At 72.6% G+C, this 22,590-nt stretch carries 19 protein-coding genes; 8 read left to right on the forward strand and 11 right to left on the reverse strand.

What is annotated here, in order from left to right; translation table 11 throughout:
- Positions 1 to 178: 178 nt before the first annotated feature.
- Positions 179 to 874, reverse strand: coding sequence for a response regulator (locus tag ACNJ93_RS22390; protein WP_418959210.1), 696 nt, complete (start codon positions 872 to 874; stop codon positions 179 to 181).
- The gene (locus tag ACNJ93_RS22395; RefSeq protein WP_418959211.1) at positions 871 to 2,628 is read right to left on the reverse strand and encodes an ATP-binding protein; all 1,758 of its coding nucleotides are present in this window, start codon (positions 2,626 to 2,628) and stop codon (positions 871 to 873) included. Before ACNJ93_RS22395 ends, ACNJ93_RS22390 begins: the two co-directional genes overlap by 4 nt.
- 94 nt (positions 2,629 to 2,722) lie before the next feature.
- Between ACNJ93_RS22395 and ACNJ93_RS22400 the strand changes: the two genes are divergently transcribed.
- The gene (locus tag ACNJ93_RS22400; protein WP_418959212.1) at positions 2,723 to 4,153 is read left to right on the forward strand and encodes a cation:dicarboxylate symporter family transporter; all 1,431 of its coding nucleotides are present in this window, start codon (positions 2,723 to 2,725) and stop codon (positions 4,151 to 4,153) included.
- 107 nt (positions 4,154 to 4,260) lie between these two features.
- On the opposite strand, the gene ACNJ93_RS22405 is transcribed toward ACNJ93_RS22400, so the two are convergent.
- The gene (locus ACNJ93_RS22405) at positions 4,261 to 5,142 is read right to left on the reverse strand and encodes an aldo/keto reductase (protein ID WP_418959213.1); all 882 of its coding nucleotides are present in this window, start codon (positions 5,140 to 5,142) and stop codon (positions 4,261 to 4,263) included.
- Positions 5,139 to 6,026, reverse strand: coding sequence for an NAD-dependent epimerase/dehydratase family protein (locus ACNJ93_RS22410; protein ID WP_418959214.1), 888 nt, complete (start codon positions 6,024 to 6,026; stop codon positions 5,139 to 5,141). Before ACNJ93_RS22410 ends, ACNJ93_RS22405 begins: the two co-directional genes overlap by 4 nt.
- A gap of 44 nt (positions 6,027 to 6,070) precedes the next feature.
- Between ACNJ93_RS22410 and ACNJ93_RS22415 the strand changes: the two genes are divergently transcribed.
- Positions 6,071 to 6,607 carry an Lrp/AsnC family transcriptional regulator gene (locus ACNJ93_RS22415; protein WP_418959215.1) on the forward strand — a complete coding sequence of 179 codons (537 nt, stop codon included), beginning with the start codon at positions 6,071 to 6,073 and terminating at the stop codon, positions 6,605 to 6,607.
- A 100-nt stretch (positions 6,608 to 6,707) separates the two neighbouring features.
- Entirely contained in the window at positions 6,708 to 7,556 is an 849-nt protein-coding gene (locus tag ACNJ93_RS22420) for a nitroreductase/quinone reductase family protein (RefSeq protein WP_418959216.1), read from the forward strand.
- 24 nt (positions 7,557 to 7,580) lie between these two features.
- Here ACNJ93_RS22420 and ACNJ93_RS22425 read toward each other — a convergent pair whose 3' ends face one another.
- Positions 7,581 to 8,216 (reverse strand): TOPRIM nucleotidyl transferase/hydrolase domain-containing protein, encoded by a 636-nt coding sequence (locus ACNJ93_RS22425; protein WP_418959217.1) that lies wholly within the window; start codon positions 8,214 to 8,216, stop codon positions 7,581 to 7,583.
- Positions 8,217 to 8,296: 80 nt separating this feature from the next.
- On the opposite strand from ACNJ93_RS22425, the gene ACNJ93_RS22430 reads away from it, so the two are divergent.
- Positions 8,297 to 9,187 carry a LysR family transcriptional regulator gene (locus ACNJ93_RS22430; protein ID WP_418959218.1) on the forward strand — a complete coding sequence of 297 codons (891 nt, stop codon included), beginning with the start codon at positions 8,297 to 8,299 and terminating at the stop codon, positions 9,185 to 9,187.
- On the opposite strand, the gene ACNJ93_RS22435 is transcribed toward ACNJ93_RS22430, so the two are convergent.
- On the reverse strand, positions 9,177 to 9,590 hold the full coding sequence (locus ACNJ93_RS22435; protein ID WP_418959219.1) for a pyridoxamine 5'-phosphate oxidase family protein: 414 nt from the start codon (positions 9,588 to 9,590) through the stop codon (positions 9,177 to 9,179). The two genes, ACNJ93_RS22430 and ACNJ93_RS22435, sit on opposite strands and share 11 nt — an antisense overlap.
- 80 nt (positions 9,591 to 9,670) lie before the next feature.
- On the opposite strand from ACNJ93_RS22435, the gene ACNJ93_RS22440 reads away from it, so the two are divergent.
- The 3 genes from ACNJ93_RS22440 to ACNJ93_RS22450 all read left to right on the forward strand — a co-directional run bounded on the left by ACNJ93_RS22440 (position 9,671) and on the right by ACNJ93_RS22450 (position 11,033).
- Entirely contained in the window at positions 9,671 to 10,063 is a 393-nt protein-coding gene (locus tag ACNJ93_RS22440) for a MerR family transcriptional regulator (protein WP_418959220.1), read from the forward strand.
- 3 nt (positions 10,064 to 10,066) lie between these two features.
- Complete coding sequence (locus ACNJ93_RS22445; RefSeq protein ID WP_418959221.1) at positions 10,067 to 10,408, forward strand: thioredoxin family protein; 342 nt, start codon at positions 10,067 to 10,069, stop codon at positions 10,406 to 10,408.
- A 115-nt stretch (positions 10,409 to 10,523) separates the two neighbouring features.
- Positions 10,524 to 11,033 (forward strand): carboxymuconolactone decarboxylase family protein, encoded by a 510-nt coding sequence (locus tag ACNJ93_RS22450; protein ID WP_418959222.1) that lies wholly within the window; start codon positions 10,524 to 10,526, stop codon positions 11,031 to 11,033.
- Between the two features lie 13 nt (positions 11,034 to 11,046).
- On the opposite strand, the gene ACNJ93_RS22455 is transcribed toward ACNJ93_RS22450, so the two are convergent.
- Positions 11,047 to 12,078 carry a S1 RNA-binding domain-containing protein gene (locus ACNJ93_RS22455; protein ID WP_418959223.1) on the reverse strand — a complete coding sequence of 344 codons (1,032 nt, stop codon included), beginning with the start codon at positions 12,076 to 12,078 and terminating at the stop codon, positions 11,047 to 11,049.
- 132 nt (positions 12,079 to 12,210) lie between these two features.
- Between ACNJ93_RS22455 and ACNJ93_RS22460 the strand changes: the two genes are divergently transcribed.
- A complete protein-coding gene (locus tag ACNJ93_RS22460; protein WP_418959224.1) occupies positions 12,211 to 14,451 on the forward strand; it encodes a HelD family protein in 2,241 nt (746 codons plus the stop codon).
- On the opposite strand, the gene glgB is transcribed toward ACNJ93_RS22460, so the two are convergent.
- The 4 genes from glgB to ACNJ93_RS22480 all read right to left on the reverse strand — a co-directional run bounded on the left by glgB (position 14,438) and on the right by ACNJ93_RS22480 (position 22,234).
- The gene (glgB, locus tag ACNJ93_RS22465) at positions 14,438 to 16,633 is read right to left on the reverse strand and encodes a 1,4-alpha-glucan branching enzyme (protein WP_418961491.1); all 2,196 of its coding nucleotides are present in this window, start codon (positions 16,631 to 16,633) and stop codon (positions 14,438 to 14,440) included. The genes ACNJ93_RS22460 and glgB overlap by 14 nt on opposite strands.
- 244 nt (positions 16,634 to 16,877) lie before the next feature.
- Entirely contained in the window at positions 16,878 to 18,242 is a 1,365-nt protein-coding gene (locus ACNJ93_RS22470; RefSeq protein WP_418959225.1) for a maltokinase N-terminal cap-like domain-containing protein, read from the reverse strand.
- A 234-nt stretch (positions 18,243 to 18,476) separates the two neighbouring features.
- Positions 18,477 to 20,240: a maltose alpha-D-glucosyltransferase gene (treS, locus tag ACNJ93_RS22475; RefSeq protein ID WP_418959226.1), complete on the reverse strand. Its 1,764-nt coding sequence runs from the start codon at positions 20,238 to 20,240 to the stop codon at positions 18,477 to 18,479.
- A complete protein-coding gene (locus ACNJ93_RS22480; protein ID WP_418961492.1) occupies positions 20,237 to 22,234 on the reverse strand; it encodes an alpha-1,4-glucan--maltose-1-phosphate maltosyltransferase in 1,998 nt (665 codons plus the stop codon). Before ACNJ93_RS22480 ends, treS begins: the two co-directional genes overlap by 4 nt.
- Between the last annotated feature and the right edge of the window lie 356 nt (positions 22,235 to 22,590).

Below are 22,590 nucleotides of genomic sequence, written 5' to 3' on the forward strand. Positions count from 1 at the left end.
GCCCAGGCCCTCGCGGAGCCGGCGGGCGGCGAGGGCGTTGAACGGTGGGGAGGGCGGTACGGAGGCTTGCACCCGGCCACCGTAGGCCGCGCCGTGACGAGTGGCTACGGTGCGTTCACCCAACGTCATACGCTGGAGGAATGTGAGAACCGGTGGGTAACCGTCCGGATGCGCGCGGTCAGGGACGGGGGCCGGTGAGCCAGCGGTACTGCAGCTCGGGGCGGCCGATCTGACCGTACTGCGGGGCCCGGGCGGCCCGGCCCTCCGACACGAGGTGCTCCAGATAGCGCCGGGCCGTGATCCGGGAGATCCCGACGGCGGCGCCGGCCTCCGCCGCGGTCAGCCCGTCGGGCGCGTCGCGCAGGGTGCGCGTGACGGCCTCCAGGGTCGGCGCGCTCAGGCCCTTCGGGAGGGCGGCGGGCTGCGGGGTGCGCAGGGCGGCGAGCGCCCGGTCGACCTCGTCCTGCCCGGAGGCCTCGCCGGCGGCGGCGCGGAACTCGGCGTACCGGGCGAGCCGGTCGCGCAGGGTGGCGAAGGTGAAGGGCTTCAGCACGTACTGGACGACGCCGAGCGAGACGCCCTCGCGGACGATCGCGAGGTCGCGGGCCGAGGTGACGGCGATGACGTCGGCGGAGTGTCCGGCGGCGCGCAGCGCCCGCAGCAGCTGGAGCCCGTGGCCGTCGGGCAGGTAGAGGTCCAACAGGATCAGGTCGACGGCCGTCCGCTCCAGGGCCCGCACCGCCGCGGCCCGCGAATGCGCCACGCCCACCACGCTGAACCCGGGCACCCGCCCGGCGTACAGCGCGTGCGCGTCGGCCGCCACCGGGTCGTCCTCGACGACCAGCACCCGGATGTCGTCCCCCGCCCGGCTCACGACCGCCCCTCCGCCCCGACCGGGCCGCCTTCCGCCGTGACCGAGTAGCCCTTCGCCGTCACCGGGCCGCCCTCCGCGCCGACAGGGGCACCCTCCGCCCCGACCGGGCCGCCCTCCGCCACGCGAAGGCCGGCCGCCTCGGGGGTCGCCGGGGGGCCCAGGGGAAGCCGGACCGTGAACGTGGCGCCCGTGGGGGTGTTCGGGGTCAGGGTGATCGTGCCGCGGTGGCGGTGGGCCGTCTGGCGGACCAGGGCCAGGCCCAGGCCGCGGCCCGTGCCCCGCGTGGACCAGCCGCGGTCGAAGACCGCCTCGTGGTGCTCGGCCGGGACGCCGGGGCCCGAGTCCGCCACGCGGACCACCAGCTCGCCGTCGCGGGCCGCCGCGGTGACCGTGACACGGGCCCGGCCCGCCGGGGACTGCAGGGCCTCCGCGCTCGCCGCCTCCACCGCGTTGTCGATCAGGTTGCCGAGGATCGTCACCAGGTCCCGCGCCGGCAGGGTGTCCGGCAGCAGCCCGTCGTCGATCCGGCTGTCCTCCGTCAGGACCAGCTCCACGCCCGACTCGTTCGCCTGCGCCGCCTTGCCGAGCAGCAGCGCGGCGAGCACCGGCTCGGCGACCGCGTCGACGACCCGGTCGGTGAGCGCCTGCGCCAGCTCCAGTTCCGCCGTCGCGAACTCCACCGCCTCGTCCGCCCGGCCCAGCTCGATCAGCGAGACCACCGTGTGCAGCCGGTTCGCCGCCTCGTGCGCCTGCGAGCGCAGCGCCTGCGTGAAGCCCCGCTCCGAGTCCAGCTCGCCGGCCAGCGCCTGGAGCTCCGTACGGTCCCGGAGCGTCGCGACCGTCCCGCGCCGCTCCCCACCGACCACCGGCCGGGTGTTGACCACCAGCACTCGGTCCGCCGTCAGATGCAGCTCGTCCACCCGCGGCCCGGACGACAGCAGCGCCCCGGTCAGCGAGGCCGGCAGTCCCAGCTCGGCGGCCGAGCGGCCGACCACGTCCGGGTCCGTGAGACCGAGGAGCTCGCGCGCCCCGTCGTTGATGAGCGCGATCCGCCGCTGTCCGTCCAGCATCACCAGGCCCTCGCTCACCGCGTGCAGCGCCGCCTCGTGGTAGTCGTGCATCCGGCTCAGCTCGGTCGCGTTCATCCCGTGCGTGTGCCGCCGCAGCCGCGCGTTGATCACGTACGTGCCGGCCCCGCCGAGCGCCAGCGCCGCCCCGGCCATCCCGAGCAGCGCCGTCACCTGCTCCCGTACCTGCTCGCTGATCCGCTCGATGGTGATGCCCGCGCTGACCAGGGCGACGACCCGGCTGCCGTCGTACACCGGCGCGACCGTGCGGACCGAGGGCCCGAGCACGCCGAGGTGCGTCTCCGAGAAGATCCGGCCGCGCACCGCGGGCTCGATGTGGCCGAGGTACGTGCGTCCGATCTCCCTCGGCTCCGGGTGGGTCCACCGGCGCCCGTCCGGCGCCATGATCACCACGAAGTTGACCCCGGCGTCCTTGCGCAGCGCCTCCGTGTACGGCTGCAGCCGCGCCGTCGGGTCCGCGGACCGAGCCGCCGCGATCACCGCGGGCGACTTCGCGACCGCCGAGGCCGTCGCCGTCGACTGCCGGCGCGCCGTCTCCTCGGCCTGCTCCCGGTCGGTCAGGTACGCGAACACCGCGCAGCCCGCGACCACCGCGGCGACCAGCACGACCTGCATCGCGAAGAGCTGGCCGGCGAGGCTCCGGGGCCGGGGGACGGGTATGCGCATGCCGTCAGTGTGCCTGGCCGGAAAGGGCTCGGGAAAAAGGGCGGGGGAAATGCGTGAACGAAAGGAACGCAACGGTGACCCGGGTCACAGGGTGATGGATAGTCGCGGGGATCCACCGGGACGTGGACGTCTCATCACCGAGGAGGACCCCGTGGCCGCACGACGGGACCGTACCCACTATCTCTATCTCGCCGTCATCGGCGCCGTACTGCTCGGCATCGTCGTCGGCTTCGTGGCGCCGGGGGTCGCCGTCGAGCTCAAACCGCTGGGCACCGGCTTCGTGAACCTGATCAAGATGATGATCTCCCCGATCATCTTCTGCACGATCGTGCTGGGCGTCGGCTCCGTCCGCAAGGCGGCCAAGGTGGGCGCCGTCGGCGGTCTCGCCCTCGGCTACTTCATGGTGATGTCGACCGTCGCCCTGGCGATCGGTCTGGTCGTCGGCAACGTCCTGGAGCCGGGCTCCGGGCTGCAGCTCACGAAGGAGGTCGCCGAGGCCGGCTCCCAGCAGGCCGCCGGGGCCAGTGAGTCCACCGTCGACTTCCTGCTCGGCATCATCCCGACCACGATCGTCTCCGCCTTCACCGAGGGCGAGGTCCTGCAGACCCTGCTCGTCGCCCTGCTCGCGGGCTTCGCCCTGCAGGCCATGGGCCGCACCGGCGAACCGATCCTGCGGGGCATCGGCCACATCCAGCGCCTGGTCTTCCGCATCCTCGCCATGATCATGTGGGCGGCCCCGGTCGGCGCCTTCGGCGCGATCGCCGCCGTGGTCGGGGCCACCGGTCTCGACGCCCTCAAGTCGCTGGCCGTCATCATGATCGGCTTCTACCTGACCTGCGCGGTCTTCGTCTTCGTCGTGCTCGGCGCGCTGCTGCGGCTGGTCGCCGGGATCAACATCCTCAGCCTGCTGAAGTACCTCGGCCGGGAGTTCCTGCTGATCCTGTCCACCTCCTCCTCGGAGTCCGCGCTGCCGCGGCTGATCGCCAAGATGGAGCACCTGGGCGTCTCCAAGCCGGTCGTCGGCATCACCGTGCCCACCGGCTACTCCTTCAACCTGGACGGCACCGCGATCTACCTGACGATGGCCTCCCTCTTCGTCGCCGAGGCGATGGGCGACCCGCTGTCGCTCGGCGAGCAGATCTCCCTGCTGGTCTTCATGATCATCGCCTCCAAGGGCGCGGCCGGCGTCACCGGCGCGGGCCTGGCCACGCTCGCCGGCGGCCTGCAGTCGCACCGCCCCGAACTGGTCGACGGCGTCGGTCTGATCGTCGGCATCGACCGCTTCATGAGCGAGGCCCGCGCGCTGACCAACTTCGCCGGCAACGCGGTCGCGACCGTCCTCGTCGGTACGTGGACGAAGGAAATCGACCGGGCGCGGGTGACGGAGGTCCTGGCGGGCAAGGTTCCCTTCGACGAGACGACGCTCGTCGACGACCACGCCGCCCCGGCCGCCGGCGAGCTGCCGGACCCGCGGGACGGCGACGGAGCCGGCGACGGCGGGGCGAAGACCCCGGCCGCCGTCTGACGGCTCCCGGGTCCCGGGCCTTGAGCCGGATCCGGGCCCCGGGCACGGGACGACCCCGGTCGCACGCGGCGACCGGGGCCGTTCTCCGTGGCGGCGACCCCCGGGAACTAGAGGGCGTCCAGCTCGGCCGACTCCGCTTTGCTCAGCTCGAGTTCTGCCGCCTGCGCGGAGGAGCGGGCGGACTCGGGGCGGCTCGCGCCGGGAATCGGGATCACCGTCCCGGAGCGGGCCAGCAGCCAGGCCAGCGCCACCTGCTGCGGGCTCGCCCCGCGCTCCCGCGCGATCCGGTGGAAGGCCCCGAAGCGCGGGTCCTCCTCCCGCGCCGAGGCGCCGTCCAGCGAGCTGCGCGAGATCCCGCCCAGCGGGCTCCACGGCAGGAACGCCAGCCCCAGCTCGGCGCAGAGCCGCAGCTCCTCCTCGGAGTCCCGCACCTCGGGCGAGTACCGGTTCTGCACCGACACCAGCCGCTCGCCGAGGATCTCCCGGGCGAGCCGGATCTGCGCCGCGTCCACGTTGGAGATCCCGGCCAGACGGACCGTGCCGAGGTCGAGCAACTCCCTCACCGCGCCCAGGGATTCGGCGTACGGCACGTCCGGGTCCGGCTTGTGCAGCTGGTACAGCCCGATCGCCTCCGTGCCGAGCCGGCGCAGCGAGTCCTGCGCCGCCCGCCGCAGGTGCTCGGGCCGCCCGTCGACCGTCCACCCGCCGTCGTCCGTGCGGCCCCGGCCGCCCTTCGTCGCCACCAGGACGTCGTCCGTGCGACCGCCGTACGCCTTCAGCGCGCGGGCCACGAGCAGCTCCCCGGCGCCCGGCTCGCCGCCCGGCGGATGGTACGAGTCGGCCGTGTCCAGCAGCGTCACGCCGGCGTCCAGCGAGGCGTGCACGGTCGCCAGCGCGCGCCGCTCGTCCGGGGCGCCCTCGATCGACAGCGGCATCGTGCCGAGCCCGATCGCGCTCACCCGCAGACCGCCCAGAGTGCGGTACCTCATCCCAGCGTCTCCCCGATCGCCCGCCCCAGCCATTGCGAGGTGTGCGAGAAGCGGTGACCGAGCGCTTCCGCCCGCGCGTTGTCCATTCCGTACGAGCGGCGGAACGAGAACGGCGACACCTCGCCGACCTCCACCTCCCGGAAGACGGTCCGCCCGCCCACCCGCCGCTCGATCTCCGCGCAGATCTCCGCGGTCGTCAGCGGCCCGTGGGAATGCGCGTTGACCGGCCCGGTGAATTCCCGGAACGCCGCCCATTCCAGGAATGCGGCGATCTCCTCGACGTACACGTACGTCGCCGGTCGATTCACCACCGGGACGGCAATGGGCGCACCGGCCCGGATGCGCTCGGCGTAATGCGCGACGCGCCCCGTGAAATCGTCCGCGCCGCCCAGGACATGGGCCACGCGCACCGTCGCGTACGCGCATTCCGCGCCCTGCGCGAACACCGCCTCCGCCTGCCGCTTGCCCTCCCCGTAATGCGCGTCGAGGAACGCCGGCTCGTGCCACGGCAGTCCGGTGTCCACGGCGACCGAGCCCAGGTCGAGGGCGTCCTCGCCGAGCGGCAGGGCCGAGTCCTCGTACTCGTACACCTCCACCGTGGAGGTCATCACATACCGCTTCGTGCGCGGCCCGAGCACGCGCCGCGCGACGACGGCCTGCCGCGGCGTGTAGCAGACCTGGTCGACGACCACGTCGAAAGTCCGCCCGCCGAGCGCCTTTTCCAGCGCCCTTTCGTCGTCGCGGTCGGCGACGAGACGTGCGGCGCCCTCGGGCGGGGCGGACGAGCCCCGATTGAGCACGGTCACAAAATGCCCGGCGCGCACCAGGCGCTCGGTCAACCGCCGCCCGAAATAGCGGTTTCCCCCGATGATCAGAATCTCCATGGCTCCAGTGTTACGTTGTGCCGTCGCCGTCTGAAGGGGGAAACATGGGAGTCGAGGGCACCGCACCGAAGGAACCACGGCATCTGCGCGCCGCCGCCGTCGAAACCTCGGCGACCACCGGACGGGCCGGTTTCGACCCCGTGGACCGGCACATCCTGGAGCTGCTCCAGACCGACGGCCGCATCAAGCTCAGCGAGCTCGGCCGCCGGGTCCGGCTCAGCCCCGCCGCCGTCACCGAACGCGTCCGCCGCCTGGAGGCGAGCGGCGCGATCACCGGCTACGGCGCCCACGTCGTCCCCGCCCGCCTCGGCTACGGCCTCCAGGCCTTCGTCCGCGTCGACCCGCACGGCGGCTACACCCTGCGCCACCCCCGCACCCAGGAGCTGACCGCCCGCCCCGAGATCCGCGAGGCGCACCACGTCGTCGGCGAGGACTGCTGGATCCTCAAGGTCGCCGTCACCGACACCATCCACCTGGAGGAGATCCTGGAACAGATCTCCGCCTTCGGCCGCACCACGACCTCGGTGGTCCTCTCCTCCCCGGTCGAACGCAAACCCCTGCCGCCGCACGAAGGCGCTTGACAACGCGCCGTCCCCGCCGTTGAGATGAAGGAACTCGCGTCGCGTGCCGGTCCGCGCTGGAAAGCGGAGGCATGGAGGCAAGAGGACAGCAGGGACGGCTTTGCCTCTCCACTTCAACACGCAGATCATCGACGAGTTCCGCAGCCGCGCCGGACAGCTCTCCGGCCCCTTCGAAGGCTGGGTGCTCCTTCTTCTCACCACCACCGGCGCCCGGTCCGGGAAGCCGCACACCACCCCGCTCGGCTTCGTCGAGGACGGCGAGCGGCTGCTCGTCGTCGGCTCGGCCGGCGGCTCCGACCGGCACCCCGACTGGTACCGGAACATCCTCGTGAACCCGACCGTCACGGTCGAGACCGGCACCGAGACCTGGCAGGCCACGGCCGTGGCCGCGACCGGCGCCGAACGGGACGAGCTGTTCGCGAAGGTGGTCGCCGCGGCCCCCGGGTACGCCGACTACCAGAAGGGCACCGACCGGGTGCTGCCGGTCGTCGTGCTCCACCGGATCCCCGAGGACGACTACCGGCCGCCGAACCGGCTCGACGCGCTCGCCGACGAGCTGATCAAGATCCACGAGTGGCTGCGGACCGAACTGGCCGCGCTCGCCGAGGGGCTCGGGGCGCACACCGCCCCCGGGCTCACCGTCGAACTGCGCCGCCACTGCCTGACGTTCTGCTCCGCCATGGCCGTGCACCACGGCGGCGAGGACGCCGGACTCTTCCCCTACCTGGCGCGGGAGTTCCCCGAGCACGCCGGGACGTTCGAGCGGCTGCGGGCCGAGCACGGCACGGTCGCGCGGATCCTCGACGAGCTGCAGGCCCTGCTCGCCCGGCTCGACGAGGCCGAACCGGCGGCGATCCGCGCCGAGGTCGACGCGCTGCGGGCGGAGCTGGACGCCCACTTCGCGTACGAGGAGGAGCACATCGTCCCGCTGCTGCGGGGCCTGGCGTGAGCGGCCTCAGCGCAGTGGGCGCCGTCAGAGCGCGGCGAACAGCGCGTCCAGCGGGGCGGGGACCACGCCCGGATCCAGGGCCTCGACCAGGACCCGGCCGTACTGGATCTTGCGGCCCTTCTTCGTGCCGAGGAAGCGCCGCAGCTGCCGCTCCTCCGCCCGGCCCTGCTGGGCCGGCTGCCGCAGGAAGGTCTGCAGCGGCCGCAGATCGCCCTCCTGGGCGACGAGTTCCACCACGCGCGGGACGCCCAGCGCGCGGATGAGCTCGTCCTCCAGGTCCGCCGAGCACACGAAGAACCCCGGCCCCGGCACCCCCGCCCGCTCCCAGCCGCGGGCGTAGTACCCGCGCTCCGCCTCGTCGCACAGCCCGACGAGGCGGAGCCCCGCCCCCTGCGGCCCGAGCAGCCGCGTGAACCGGCCCACGGCCATCGCGCCGCCCATCGCCAGCACGCACACTCCCTCGGCCGCCAGATCCCGGCCGCGGCGCCCGGCCAGCGCCTCCACCGCCGCGACGTCACTGCGCCCTTCGAGCAGCACGACCGTACGGACCGGCAGCCGCGCCGCCAGGTCCAGCGCCGGTTCGCCGGGACCGCCGGCCGCCCACCCGGCGACCGCCTCCCGGAACGCGTCCATGTCCGTCGTGAGTCCCGTGTCCGCCATGACGACGAGTCTGCGTCCCCTCCGGCCCGGGGACCACGGATTTTCGCGTCCGCGTCGCGCCGGCGGGCAAGGTGGGGGCCATGGACCTGAACATGCTTCGGCAGTTCCTCGTCGTGGCGCGCCTGGAGCACCTCAGCCGCGCCGCCGAGGAACTCCACGTCGCCCAGCCGTCGTTGAGCCGGACGATCGCCCGGCTGGAGAGCGAACTCGGCACGCCGCTGTTCGACCGGGCCGGCCGGCTCCGGCTGAACGACGCCGGGCGGCTCTTCCGCGGCCATGTCGAGCGGGCGCTCGGGGAGCTCGACGCGGGGCGGCGGGCCGTCGCCGAGGCCGCGGAGCAGGGCTTCGGCAGCGTCCGGCTGGGGTCGGAGACCTTCCTCACCCTCACCGGACCGCTCGCCGCGTACAAGCGGGCCCATCCCGCCGCCGAGGTGGTGCTGCACCAGCTCGCGGCCGAGGACATGGCCCGACGGCTGCGGGCCCAGGACATCGACCTCTGCGTGGCCTCGCAGCCGATCCCCGAGGAGGGGCTGGAGTCGGTGCGGCTGCACGACGAGCCGGTGTGGGTGGTCACCCCGCTCGGCCACCGGCTGGCGGGCCGTACGTCGGTGAGCGTCGAGGAACTGGCCGACGAGCCCTTCGTCACGGCGAGCCGGGGCCACTGGCAGCGCCGGCTGCTCGACCGGCTCTTCGCCGCGCGGGGGCTCAGCCCGAGGGTCGTCTGCGAGGGCGACGAACTGAGCGCCATAGCCGACCTGATCAGCGCCGGGCTCGGCATCGGCCTCGTCCCCGACATCGCCCGCCGGGTCGCGAGCCGCGTCCCGGCCGCCTGGATCGCCGTCGACAGCCCCGACTGCCGGCGCACCCTCACCCTCCACTGGGGCGCGGGCAGCCATCTGTCGTCCGCCGCCCGGCTGATGCGGGCCATGATCACCGACTGGGACTGGGCGGGCGAGGCGCCTAGAGGGTGAGCTCCTCGATCAGCGGGGGTTCCTGCGCGAAGTCGCTGTACCGGACCCAGCGGGGCCGTACGCGGACATGGGTGATCCCCGGCCAGGCGAGCCGTTCCCGTCCGTCGGGGTGGGCGGTGAAGTACACCTCGCGCAGCCGCTCCAGCTCCGGGCCGAGCGGGAAGTCCGCCAGGCCCTCCAGCTGCAGGGTCGCCTCGCCCCAGCCGACGACCAGGGCGATCCGGGGGTCGGTGCTCAGGTTGTGGTGCTTGCGCGAGGAGTCGACGGTGTCGAAGACGAGCTCCAGGTCGTCGGAGACGGCGTAGCCGACGACCGCCGCCTGCGGGGTGCCGTCCGGGGTGACGGAGGCCTCGACGGCGAGCTTGTGGGCGCGGAGGAACCCGAGCAGTTCGGCGTGCTTCATGGGCCCTGCCTACCACGGCGGGGCCCGGCCGCCGGGGAGCGCTTGCCTTGACGTCGGCGTCAAGGCATACGTTCGTACGCATGCGCATCGGCGAGCTGGCCGAACGGGCCGGAACCACCACGAGGGCTCTGCGGTACTACGAGTCCCGGGGGCTCCTGCCCGCCCGGCGGACGGAGAACGGGTACCGCGAGTACGACGAGGACGACCTGCGGCTGCTCCGGGAGATCCGGACCCTGCAGGACTTCGGGTTCGAACTGGAGGAGACACGGCCCTTCGTGGAGTGCCTGCAGGCGGGGCATCCGGCGGGGGACTCCTGCCCGGCGTCGCTGGAGGTGTACCGGCGGAAGCTGGCCGAGCTGGACGGGATGGTCGACCGGCTCCTCGCGGTACGGGAGCAGGTCGCGGCGCAACTGCTGCGGGCCGAGGCGGAGCTGCCGGGCGGCCCGGAGCCCACCTGCGAACTGGGAGGCTGAGGAATGACGACGGGAACGTACGGCGTGGCCGAGGTGACGGGCGCGGACTTCGGGGCGGAGGTGCTGGGCGCGGAGCTGCCGGTCCTGGTGAAGTTCACCGCGGACTGGTGCCCGCCGTGCCGACAGCTCGCGCCGGTGCTCGGCGCGGTCGCGCAGGAGGCGGCGGACCGGCTGAAGGTCGTGGAACTGAACGTGGACCGGAACCCGGAGCTGGCGGTGGAGTACGGGGTGATGGCCACCCCGACGCTGATGGTCTTCCGCGACGGGGAACCGGTCCGCTCCATGGTCGGCGCCCGCCCCAAGCGCAAGCTCCTGGAGGAGCTGGAGGACGTCCTGACGCGCTAGCGGACAGGGTCCCGGAAGTCTCCCGGAAAAAACTTCCGGGATCCTGTCACACCTCCTCCCCGGCATCCGTCAGTGCAGTGAAGACGCCGCACGGCAAGCCGAGAAGGAGCCCCTGATGACCGCCACGACCACCACGACCGCCACCCCCGCGATCTCCCGGATGTCCGACCCGGGCCAGTACATCCCGGAGCTGAAGGACGTCAGCGCCGCGCTCTTCCGGGCCACCGGCAACCAGTCCGTGCCGCGCAGCACGATCAACCTGATCCACCTGCGCGCCGGCCAGATCGTCCACAACACGTACCTGACCATGCTCAACACCGCCTTCCTGCGGAAGGCGGGCGTCTCGGAGACCCGCATCACCGCGGTCGCCTCCTGGCAGGACGCCCCGTACTTCACCGACGCCGAGCGCGCCGCGCTGGCCCTGGTGGAGGCGACCTTCCAGCCGGCCCCGCACGGCCGGGAGCGGGTCACCGACGAGATCTACGCCGAGGCGGCGAAGCACTACGACGAGAAGGCCCTGGCCACCCTGACGGTCGCCATCGGCCAGATCGGCTTCTTCAGCGCCCTCGCCCTCATCGGCAAGCCCAAGCCGGTCGAGTCCCTCGCCGACGAACAGTGGGACTGAACCCCGCGGGACGTCACCGCATCGCGCGCAGCGAGACCCGTCGCCGGACCACGTCCACCTCGGCCACCTCGACCCGCAGCTCCTCCCCTTCGGAGGGCCGGCGGCCGTCGAGGTGGTCGTGGTGCACGAGCCCCTCGATGCCGTCGGCGACGCGCACGAAGACCCCGAACGGGACGACCTTGGTGACCGGCCCGGTCACCGTGCGGCCCTGCAGCGTGCGGGCGAGTTCCGGGTACGGGTCGGGCAGCAGGGCCTTGCGGGACAGGGCGATCCGTTCGCGGTCCAGGTCGATGTCGAGGACCTCGACGGCGACCTCGTCGCCGACCTGTACGACGTCCGTGAGGGCGCGGATGTGGTGCCAGGACAGTTCGGTCACGTTGATCATCCCGTCGACGCCGCCGATGTCGACGAAGACGCCGAAGTTCTCGATCGACGAGACCCGGCCGGTCAGGACCTGGCCCTTGCGCAGCCCTTCGCGGAGGAAGGCGCGACGTTCGTCGACGGTCATCGACAGCAACCCCATGGCGAAGGCGAAGGCCGGTTCGCTGAGGAGCGGCTGCCAGCCGGTGAGGAGGCGGTGCAGCGGGCCCCGGTACTCCCGCCGGAAATTCACGTTCACGGCCAGCAGGTCCAGTTCGTTCGCCGCCGTCAGTTCCGCGAAATCCGCGCGCTGCCGGGCGGTCGGTGCGTACTCCTCGCCCGTGAAGCGGTCGCGGAAGAGGCCGGACGGGGTGGTGAGGCCGGTGTACGAGAAGTCGCGGTCGCAGCTCGCGTAGAAGTGGACCAGGGCCTCGGCCTCGGGGCCGATCGCCTCGCGCAGGACGGGGCGCCGGTCGAGCGGGAGGAGGCTCTCGGCGAAGCCGTCGGTGCCGTAGAAGGCGTGGCAGAGGCCCGCCAGGCGCAGTGACTCCCGGGCGCCCCAGGACGCGAGCCGGGACTCGACGCGTTCCAGGTGGGCCAGCAGCGTGCCCCCCGGGTGCTCGACCGACTCCGCGCCACAGGACCTGAGCAGCTCGACGGCCGCAGAACGACTTCCCATCCCCATGGCGCACAAAAATACCCCGACTAGAATTGACAGTCGAGGTTATTCGCGAGCTATATTGGGTGGCTCTGTGCGGGTGTGAAAACGCGCCCGCGCACCATTCAGTAAAAGCACTGTATCGCGGCGGGAGTCGAATTGTCAACCGAGGAATTCCGGAACGAACAGCAATTCATCGCCGGCCTCTACGCCCGCCTCGACGACCTGCGCGACCGGGCCGAGCGCGCGGTCGCCGACGCGCTCAGGTCCGCTCCCGGCGGCACCATGCAGGCGCGCCGGGAGCGGGACGTGCTGGTCGCCGAGCAGTCCGGGCTGCTCGCCGCGTACAACGCGGGGGAGACCGGGCTCTGTTTCGGACGGCTCGTCTTCCGGGACGGCGCCGACCACCACATCGGACGGCTCGGCCTGCGCAAGGACGACCCCCAGCGCACCCCGCTCGTCATCGACTGGCGCGCCGACGTCGCCCGGCCGTTCTACCTCGCCACCGGCTACGAGCCCATGGGCCTCAGCCGCCGCCGGCACATCACCACCAAGGGCCGCGAGGTCGTCTCGCTGCACGACGAGGTGCTGGACCTCGCCGACCGCACCCGCACCGGCCACGAGAGCCGCGACGCCGACGAGGTGCTGCTCGCCGCCCTCGACGCGGCCCGCACCGGCCGGATGCACGACATCGTGCAGACCATCCAGGCCGAGCAGGACCACATCATCCGCTCCCCGCACCGCGGCGTCCTCGTCGTCGAGGGCGGCCCCGGCACCGGCAAGACCGCCGTCGCCCTGCACCGCGCCGCGTACCTGCTCTACGCCCACCGCGAGCAGCTCGCCAAGCGCGCCGTGCTCATCGTCGGCCCCAACCCCGCCTTCCTCGGCTACATCGGCAACGTCCTGCCCTCCCTCGGCGAGACCGGCGTCCTGCTCGCCACCCCCGGCGAGCTGTTCCCCGGCGTCCACGCCACCGGGACCGACACCCCGCGCGCCGCCGCCGTCAAGGGCTCCGCGCGCATGGCCGAGGCGCTCCGGGAGGCCGTACGCGACCGGCAGCAGGTCCCCGAGCGCGGCGAGCCGCTGGTCGTCCCGCACGACGACGGCGACCTCGTCATCGACTGGGACATGGCCCTCGAAGCCCGCCACAAGGCCCGCGAGACCCTGCTCCCGCACAACCTCGCCCGCCCCTACTTCGTGTTCCGCATCCTCGACGCGCTCGCCGAGCAGCTCGCCGACCGGATCGGCGCCGACCCCTACGGCGGCCCCAACTTCCTCGGCCCCGACGACCGCGCCCTGCTCGCCAAGGGCATCGCCGCCAACCCGGACGTGCACGCCGCGATCGACACCCTGTGGCCCCCGCTCACCCCGCAGGAGTTCCTCGCGGACTACCTCGCCGAGCCGACCCACCTGGACGACGAGGTGGACCTCGACGCGATCAGGCGGCCCGCCGGCGGCGCATGGACCCCCGCCGACGTGCCGCTGCTCGACGAGGCCGCCGAACTCCTCGGCGAGGACGACTCCGCCGCCCGCCGCGCCGAACAGGCCGAACGGCTCCGGGCGGTCCAGTACGCGCAGGGCGTCCTCGACGTCTCCTACGCCTCCCGCACCTATGAGTTCGAGGACAAGGAGGAGCTCGACAAGGACGCCTCCGAGGTGCTCTCCGCCCACGACATCATCGACGCCGAACGCTTCGCCGAGCGCCACGAGGAGGCCGACCACCGCAGCGCCGCCGAACGCGCCGCCGCCGACCGCACCTGGGCCTTCGGCCACATCATCGTCGACGAGGCGCAGGAGCTGTCCGCGATGATGTGGCGGCTGCTGATGCGCCGCAGCCCCACCCGCTCCATGACCCTCGTCGGCGACCCGGCCCAGACCGGCGACCCGGCGGGCGTCGGCTCCTGGCACGACATCCTCGCCCCGTACGTCGAGGACCGCTGGGAGCACGTCCGGCTCGGCGTCAACTACCGCACACCCGCCGAGATCATGGCCGTCGCCGCCCGGGTCAGGCGCGAGGCGGACCCGGCGTTCGAGCCGCCGCACTCGGTCCGGTCGACCGGGGTGGAGCCCTGGGAGCGGACGGTCGACGACCCGGTCAAGGAGGCCGCCGACGCGGTCGCCGCCGCCCGCGGCGAGGAGGGGCGGCTCGCCGTGATCGCCCCCGCGGAACTGCTGCCGCGGCTCGCCGAGGCGCTGCCGGACGCCTCGTACGGGCCGGTGCCCGACCTGACGCGGCCCGTCGTCCTGATCGACCCGCTCCAGGCCAAGGGCCTGGAGTTCGACACGGTCCTGGTCGTCGACCCGGACGCGATCCGGGCCGGCGCCACGCACGGCATCAACGACCTGTACGTGGCGCTGACCCGGGCCACTCAGCGCCTCGGCGTGATCAGGCCGGCCTGAGCCACACCGTCGCCAGCGGCGGCAGTGTCAGCCGGACGCTCGCCGGACGGCCGTGCCACGGCACGGACTCGGTCTTCACCGGGTCCGTGCCCACCACGTCGCTGCCGCCGTACCGGGCCGCGTCCGTGTTCAGCACCTCCGCCCAGGCGGCCACCTGGTCCGGCGCGCCCAGCCGGTAGTCGTGCCGGACCACCGGAGAGAAGTTGCAGACCGCGAGCAGCGGCGAGCCCTCCGCGTCGTACCGCAGGAAGGCCAGCACGTTGTCCTCGGCCGCGTCGCCCGTCACCCACGAGAAGCCCTCGGGGGCGGTGTCGCGCTCCCACAGCGCCGGCGTCGCCGTGTACACGCGGTTCAGGTCGCGGACCAGGTCCCGCACGCCCCGGTGGTCGCCGGCCGAGTGGTAGGAGTCGTCCAGCAGCCACCACTCGGGGCCGTGCTCGTGCGACCACTCGGCGCCCTGGGCGAACTCCTGGCCCATGAACAGCAGTTGCTTGCCCGGATGGGCCCACATGAAGCCCAGGTAGGCGCGGTGGTTGGCGCGTCGCTGCCACCAGTCGCCGGGCATCTTCGACACCAGGGACTGCTTGCCGTGCACCACCTCGTCGTGCGAGATCGGCAGGATGTAGTTCTCGCTGTAGGCGTACACCATCGAGAACGTCATCTCGTTGTGGTGGTACTTGCGGTGCACCGGGTCCTTGGTCATGTAGCCGAGGGAGTCGTGCATCCAGCCCATGTTCCACTTCATGCCGAAGCCGAGCCCGCCGAAGCCGCCCGGCCCGACGTGGTCCGTCGCCCGCGTCACGCCGTCCCAGGCGGTGGACTCCTCCGCGAAGGTGATGACGCCGGGGCAGCGGCGGTAGACGGTGGCGTTCATCTCCTGCAGGAACCGCACCGCGTCCAGGTTCTCCCGGCCGCCGTGCTCGTTCGGCACCCACTCGCCGTACTCGCGCGAGTAGTCGAGGTACAGCATCGAGGCCACCGCGTCCACGCGGAGTCCGTCGAGGTGGAACTCCTCGCACCAGTACACCGCGTTGGCGACGAGGAAGTTCCGCACCTCCTTGCGCCCGTAGTCGAACTCCAGGGTGCCCCAGTCCGGGTGCGCCGAGCGGCGCGGGTCCTCGTGCTCGTACAGCGGCCGCCCGTCGAACTCCGCCAGCGCCCAGTCGTCGCGCGGGAAGTGCGCCGGCACCCAGTCCATCAGGACGCCGATCCCCGCGCGGTGCAGCGCGTCCACCAGGTGCTTGAAGTCGTCCGGGGTGCCCATCCGCGCGGTCGGCGCGTAGAAGCCGGTCACCTGGTAGCCCCAGGAGCCGCTGAAGGGGTGCTCCGCGACCGCCATGAACTCCACGTGCGTGAAGCCCATGTCGCTGACGTACCGCGGCAGCTCCTCCGCGAGCTCGCGGTAGGTCGCCCCCGGTCGCCAGGACGGCAGATGGACCTCGTACACCGACAGGGGGGCCTCGTGGTGCGGGCGGGCGCCGCGCCCGGCCATCCACTCCTGGTCGGACCACGCGTGGTGCGAGGCGGTCACCACCGAGGCGGTGTTCGGCGGGCACTCCGTGCGCCGCGCCATCGGGTCGGCGCGCAGGGTGTGGCTGCCGTCGGGCCGGGTGATGTCGTACTTGTAGAGCGTGCCCTCGCCGACCCCGGGCACGAACAGCTCCCACACGCCGGTCGAGCCCAGCGAGCGCATCGGGTACCCGGTGCCGTCCCAGTACGTGAAGTCGGTGGCGAGCCGCACGCCCCGGGCGTTCGGCGCCCAGACCGTGAAGCGGGTGCCGGCCACGCCCTCGTGGGTCATCGTCCGCGCGCCGAGCGCCGTCCACAGCTGCTCGTGCCGGCCCTCGCCGATCAGGTGCAGGTCGAACTCGCCCAGCGCCGGCAGGAAGCGGTACGGGTCGTCGTAGACGACCTCGTCGCCGTCGTAGCGCACCCGCAGCTCGTACGTGGGGACCTTGCGCAGCAGCGGCAGCACGCCCGCGAACAGGCCGTCGCCCTCGTCGAACAGCTCCACCCGACGGCCCTTGGTGACCAGGGTGACCTGCCGGGCCCAGGGGCGCAGCACCCGGAACAGCACCCCGCCGCGCACCGGGCGCGCCCCGAGCAGCGCGTGCGGATCGTGGTGCTCCCCGGCGAGCAGCCGGGCCCGCTCGCCCGGGTCGAGGGCCGGGGCGCGGCGCAGTCCGCGGGCGGGGGCGGCCTTGGCGGCGTCGTCCTTGGCCACGGCGCCCGCCGTCCCGCTCTCCTCCCGGGGCGCGGGCGGCTTGGGCCGGGTTCGCTTCGCGGCCGCCTTCCTCACGGTCGGGATCTCCTCGTCGGTCGTCTTCCGGGCCGTCTTGCGCGCGGGCGGTCGGGCGGTCACTTCGTGGCCTCCTGGGAGCGGATGGGGGTGAGCGGTACGGAGAACGGGTGCGCGGGCGACGGCGTCACGAACCCGCCGCCAAACGGTGGATCGCCGCCATGGGCACGGGCAGCCAGTCGGGGCGGTGCCGGGCCTCGTACACGACCTCGTACACCGCCTTGTCCGTCTCGTACGCGCGTAGCAGCGCCGGGTCCTCGCGCGGGTCGAGCCCGGAGGCGTCGGCGTAGCCGGCGCAGTACGCGGCGCGGCAGCGGGCCGCCCAGCCGTCGTTCCACGGGCGGTGGGTGCGGGCGGCGTAGTCGAAGGAGCGGAGCATCCCGGCGATGTCGCGGACCGGCGGCTGCGGCCGGCGCCGTTCCGTCAGGGACTTGGCCGGCTCGCCCTCGAAGTCGATGACGGACCAGGCCCCGTCCCCGGTGCGCAGCGTCTGCCCGAGGTGCAGGTCGCCGTGGACCCGCTGGGCGAGCCGGGCGGCGCCCTCCGTGCGCGGGGTGTGCCGGCCGTACGCGGCGAAGACCTCCCGCAGCCCCTTCTTGTACGGCAGCAGCGCGGGCACGGCCTGCACCGCCGCGTCGAGCCGGGCCGCCATCGCCTCGGCGAGCCGCTCGGTCCGCGGCGGGTCCAGCGGCTCGGTCGGCAGGGCGGCCGCGAGCGCGGTGTGCACCTCGGCGGTGGCCCGCCCGAGGGCGTGCGCCTCCTCGGTGAACTCCCGGCCGTCGGCCAGCGCGTCCAGGGCGAGCCGCCAGCCGTCCCGGGAGTCCCGCAGATACGGCTGGAGCACCCCGAGCGTGGCGTCGCCGGACTCGAACCAGGCCACCGGCGCGGGCACGCGGGAGCAGCCCGCACCGGCCAGTGCCAGCGGCAGTTCCAGGTCCGGGTTGGCCCCCGCGCTGACGCGCCGGAAGATCTTCAGGATGTACGCGTCGCCGAAGACCAGCGAGGAGTTGGACTGCTCGGCGTCCAGCATCCGCGGGGCGAGCGCCGGCGGCAGCGGGGCGGTGCGGGCGAAGCGCAGCGGCCCCAGGGTGCCCGGGGTGCGCAGCCGCTCGTACAGCAGCCCGGCGAGCCGCGGATCGCGCAGCCCCTCGTAGACCGCGCGGCCGGCCAGCGGGCCCTGGCGGACCCGGCCGATCAGCGTGGGCGCGAGCCGGGGCGGCACGGTGGTGCGCACCCCCAGCAGCACCTGGTAGCAGTCCGCCGGGGTTCCGGCGGGGAGTCCGGGCTGTTCGACCCGGACGAGCAGATGCAGCAGCCCCGGTCCCGGGCCGTCCAGAGGCAGCAGTTCCGTCGCCGCTTCCAGGGCGAAACCGTTCACCGCGCGCCCCTTGCCCGCGAACCAGCGCTGCCGGGGCAGCCATTCATGGAGCAGGGGCGCGAGGGACGGGAGGAGGGCGGCCGGGGCCCGGGTGGTGGAGGCGGTCTCCGGCATGTATGTCGCGTCCTTTCCCCGGGCGCAGCTCGTGTGAGTATGCGCAGAGTGTCCCGGATTGCGGTACGGCTGTCCGGCTGTGCGGGACGTGTCGGATGGGGAAGATCCGTATGGGCCCGGCAAGAAGGCCCGTATGGACCCGATTCGGTGTATGAGGGTCAGACTGCCCAGGGCGGCGCGGCGGAAACCGCCCCGCCCCGGACCGTCTCTGACATGACGTCAGTTGTGGCGTGTTCAGCTCTGCTGGCTGTGCTTGGTCGAGACGGCCGGCGCCGGCACTCCCGGCGCGCTCCGCAGCGTGATGCTGTCCTTGCGCAGCCGGAACCAGTAGAAGCCGTGGCCCGTCAGGGTCAGCAGGTACGGCCACTCGCCGATCGCGGGGAAGGTGACCCCGCCGATCAGCTCCACCGGGCGCATGCCGTTGAACCGGCGCAGGTCCAGCTCCGTCGGCTGCGCGAACCGCGAGAAGTTGTGCACGCACATCACCAGGTCGTCGCCGTACTCCCGCAGGAACGCGAGCACCGCCGGGTTCGACGAGGGCAGTTCCGTGTAGGAGCCCAGTCCGAACGCCGGGTTCTGCTTGCGGATCTCGATCATCCGCCGCGTCCAGTGCAGCAGCGAGGACGGCGAGGCCATCGACGCCTCGACGTTGGTGACCTGGTAGCCGTAGACCGGGTCCATGATGGTCGGCAGGTACAGCCGTCCCGGATCGCAGGACGAGAAGCCCGCGTTGCGGTCCGGGGTCCACTGCATCGGGGTGCGCACCCCGTCCCGGTCGCCGAGCCAGATGTTGTCGCCCATGCCGATCTCGTCGCCGTAGTACAGCACCGGCGAACCCGGCAGCGCGAACAGCAGCGCGGTGAACAGCTCCATCTGCTTGCGGTCGTTGTCGAGCAGCGGTGCCAGCCGGCGGCGGATGCCGATGTTGGCCCGCATCCGCGGGTCCTTGGCGTACTCCGCGTACATGTAGTCGCGTTCCTCGTCGGTGACCATCTCGAGGGTGAGCTCGTCGTGGTTCCGCAGGAAGATGCCCCACTGGCAGCCCGCCGGGATCGCCGGGGTCTTGGCCAGGATCTCGGAGACCGGGTGGCGCGACTCGCGCCGTACGGCCATGAAGATGCGCGGCATCACGGGGAAGTGGAACGCCATGTGGCACTCGTCGCCGCCGGAGCGGAAGTCGCCGAAGTAGTCGACCACGTCCTCCGGCCACTGGTTCGCCTCGGCGAGCAGCACCGTGTCCGGGTACTGGTCGTCGATCTCCTTGCGGACCCGCTTCAGGAAGGCGTGGGTGGCCGGCAGGTTCTCGCAGTTGGTGCCCTCCTGCTGGTACAGGTACGGCACCGCGTCCAGCCGGAAGCCGTCGATGCCCAGGTCGAGCCAGAACCGCAGCGCCGAGAGGATCTCCTCCTGCACCGCCGGGTTCTCGTAGTTGAGGTCCGGCTGGTGCGAGAAGAAGCGGTGCCAGTAGTACTGCTTGCGGACCGGGTCGAAGGTCCAGTTGGACGTCTCGGTGTCGACGAAGATGATCCGCGCGTCCTGGTACTGCTTGTCGTCGTCGGCCCAGACGTAGTAGTCCCCGTACGGGCCGTCGGGATCGTTGCGCGACTCCTGGAACCACGGGTGCTGGTCGCTGGTGTGGTTCATGACGAAGTCGATGATCACGCGCATCCCGCGCTGGTGCGCCGCGTCGACGAACTCCACGAAGTCGGCGAGGTCGCCGAACTCCGGCAGCACCGACGTGTAGTCCGCCACGTCGTACCCGCCGTCCCGCAGCGGGGACTTGAAGAACGGCGGCAGCCAGATGCAGTCGATGCCCAGCCACTGCAGGTAGTCCAGCTTGGCGGTGATGCCCTTGAGGTCGCCGACGCCGTCGCCGTTGCTGTCCTGGAAGGACCTGACCAGCACCTCGTAGAACACCGCCCGCTTGAACCACTCCGGATCGCGGTCCTTGGCGGGGGTGTCCTCGAAGGTGTCGGGGACGGGTTCGTTGATCATCATGATGTGGGTGACCCTCCGGTCTGCGGGGACGGTCGCAGGGCACTGCATACGAGGATGTGCGCAGGCGTGACGCCCGGCTCCAGGCGCACATAGTTGGCCCTGCCCCAGTGATAGGTGTCGCCGGTGAGCTCGTCGCGCACCGGAGCGGTCTCGTGCCAGTCCAGGCCGAGTGCCGGCATGTTCAACGAGACCGTCGCCTCCTGGGTGTGGTGGGGGTCGAGATTTGCGACCACCAGAACCGTGTTCGAACCGGCCCGGCGGCTGTACGCGATCACCGCCTCGTTGTCGGTTTCGTGGAAGGTCAGCCCGCGCAGCCGGCGCAGCGCCGGGTTGCGCCGCCGGATCCGGTTGAGCGCGGTGATCAGCGGGGCGATCGTGGCGCCCGAGCGCTCCGCCGACTCCCAGTCGCGCGGGCGCAGTTCGTACTTCTCCGAGTCCAGGTACTCCTCGCTGCCGTCCCGCAGCGGGGTGTTCTCGCACAGCTCGTAGCCGGCGTACACCCCCCAGGTCGGCGACAGCGTGGCCGCGAGGACCGCCCGCACCTCGAACGCGGGCCGGCCGCCGTGCTGGAGGTAGGCGTGCAGGATGTCCGGGGTGTTCACGAACAGGTTCGGCCGCATCACGTCGGCCGACTCGCCGGACAGCTCCGTCAGGTACTCGGTGAGCTCCTGCTTGGTGTTGCGCCAGGTGAAGTACGTGTACGACTGCTGGAAGCCGACCGCGGCGAGGGCCTTCATCATCGCGGGACGGGTGAACGCCTCCGCCAGGAAGATCACGTCAGGGTCGCGGCCGTTGACCTCCGCGATCACCCGCTCCCAGAACACCACCGGCTTGGTGTGCGGGTTGTCGACGCGGAAGATCCGCACCCCGTGGTCCATCCAGTGCCGCAGCACCCGCACCGTCTCCTCGACGATGCCGTCCATGTCCCGGTCGAAGGCGATGGGGTAGATGTCCTGGTACTTCTTCGGCGGGTTCTCCGCGTAGGCGATCGAGCCGTCCGCCCGGTGGTGGAACCACTCCGGGTGCTTGTCCACCCACGGGTGGTCCGGGGAGCACTGCAGCGCGAAGTCCAGCGCGATCTCCAGCCGCAGTTCGCGGGCCCGGGCCACGAAGGCGTCGAAGTCCTCCAGGGTGCCGAGGTCCGGGTGGACCGCGTCGTGCCCGCCCTCGTGCGAGCCGATCGCCCACGGCACGCCGACGTCCTGCGGGCCCGCCGACAGCGAGTTGTTGCGGCCCTTGCGGTTGGTCTCGCCGATGGGGTGGATCGGCGGCAGGTACACCACGTCGAAGCCCATCGCCGCGATCGCCGGCAGCCGCTCGGCGGCCGTGCGGAACGTGCCGGAGACCAGCCGGCCGCGGACCCGGCGGGCTCCCTCCGAGCGCGGGAAGAACTCGTACCAGGAGCCGTACAGGGCCCGCTCCCGCTCCACGAGCAGCGGCAACGGCCGCGAGGAGCTGACCAGTTCGCGCAGCGGGTGGGCGTCGAGGGCCTCGGTCACCTGCGGGGCGAGCGCGGCCGCGAGCCGGGCCGCGGCCGGCCGGCCCTCGTCGCGCAGCGCGTCGGCGGCGGCCAGCACCGCCTCGCGGCGGCCGCCCTTCTTCGGCACGCCCTTCGCGGCGCGCTCGTGCAGCTCGGCGCCCTCGGCGAGGACGAGTTCGGTGTCGATCCCGGCCGGGATCTTGATCCGGGCGGCGTGCCGCCAGGTGGCGACCGGATCGCTCCAGGCCTCCACGGTGTACGTCCAGCGGCCCTCGGCGTCCGGGGTGATCTCGGCGCCCCAGCGGTCCGTGCCGGGCGCGAGTTCGCGCATCGGGGTCCACGGGCCGGGGCGCCCGGACGGGTCGGTGAGCACCACGTTCGCGGCGACGGCGTCGTGGCCCTCGCGGAAGACGGTGGCGGTCACTTCGAGGGTCTCGCCGACCACGGCCTTCGCGGGACGGCGCCCGCAGTCGACCAATGGGCGGACGTCGAGGACGGGAATGCGACCAATCAGCGAGTTCACGGCATCACCTGGGGGTTGCTCACGGGGGTGCGGGTGGTGCGCTCTTTGTAGCTCCGTCGACGGCAGAGGGGTTGCGGGCATGGCCGCTCCTGTCCGCGTTCACTCGGATGGCTGACATCGGGGGCTGATATCAGGGGGTGGGCGTCGGATGGCGTCTCGTACGTACCGGTGAGCCTTCCCACCCGATTCGGGAGGGCAATCCGGCCGCTTTGTTAACTACTCGGGCGTCGCGTCCCCGGCAAGAACGTCTCCCGGACAAGAAACCGGCCGCGGGGTTGTGGAGGACCGACCGGCGGCTCGCGGGCGCCGCCGCGCGCGACCCCTGTGCGCCGTGGTCCGCACCGGCT

It is taken from the genome of Streptomyces tritici (assembly GCF_048500665.1).
GTDB classification, from domain to species: Bacteria; Actinomycetota; Actinomycetes; order Streptomycetales; family Streptomycetaceae; genus Streptomyces; species Streptomyces tritici.

Coding starts and splice junctions, on each gene's coding strand:
- ACNJ93_RS22395 (WP_418959211.1), bottom strand. CDS start 2,628: ATGCGCATACCCGTCCCCCGGCCCCGGAGCCTCGCCGGCCAGCTCTTC.
- ACNJ93_RS22400 (WP_418959212.1), top strand. CDS start 2,723: ATGGATAGTCGCGGGGATCCACCGGGACGTGGACGTCTCATCACCGAG.
- ACNJ93_RS22405 (WP_418959213.1), bottom strand. CDS start 5,142: ATGAGGTACCGCACTCTGGGCGGTCTGCGGGTGAGCGCGATCGGGCTC.
- ACNJ93_RS22410 (WP_418959214.1), bottom strand. CDS start 6,026: ATGGAGATTCTGATCATCGGGGGAAACCGCTATTTCGGGCGGCGGTTG.
- ACNJ93_RS22415 (WP_418959215.1), top strand. CDS start 6,071: ATGGGAGTCGAGGGCACCGCACCGAAGGAACCACGGCATCTGCGCGCC.
- ACNJ93_RS22425 (WP_418959217.1), bottom strand. CDS start 8,216: ATGGCGGACACGGGACTCACGACGGACATGGACGCGTTCCGGGAGGCG.
- ACNJ93_RS22430 (WP_418959218.1), top strand. CDS start 8,297: ATGGACCTGAACATGCTTCGGCAGTTCCTCGTCGTGGCGCGCCTGGAG.
- ACNJ93_RS22435 (WP_418959219.1), bottom strand. CDS start 9,590: ATGAAGCACGCCGAACTGCTCGGGTTCCTCCGCGCCCACAAGCTCGCC.
- ACNJ93_RS22440 (WP_418959220.1), top strand. CDS start 9,671: ATGCGCATCGGCGAGCTGGCCGAACGGGCCGGAACCACCACGAGGGCT.
- ACNJ93_RS22445 (WP_418959221.1), top strand. CDS start 10,067: ATGACGACGGGAACGTACGGCGTGGCCGAGGTGACGGGCGCGGACTTC.
- ACNJ93_RS22450 (WP_418959222.1), top strand. CDS start 10,524: ATGACCGCCACGACCACCACGACCGCCACCCCCGCGATCTCCCGGATG.
- ACNJ93_RS22455 (WP_418959223.1), bottom strand. CDS start 12,078: ATGGGGATGGGAAGTCGTTCTGCGGCCGTCGAGCTGCTCAGGTCCTGT.
- ACNJ93_RS22470 (WP_418959225.1), bottom strand. CDS start 18,242: ATGCCGGAGACCGCCTCCACCACCCGGGCCCCGGCCGCCCTCCTCCCG.
- treS (WP_418959226.1), bottom strand. CDS start 20,240: ATGATGATCAACGAACCCGTCCCCGACACCTTCGAGGACACCCCCGCC.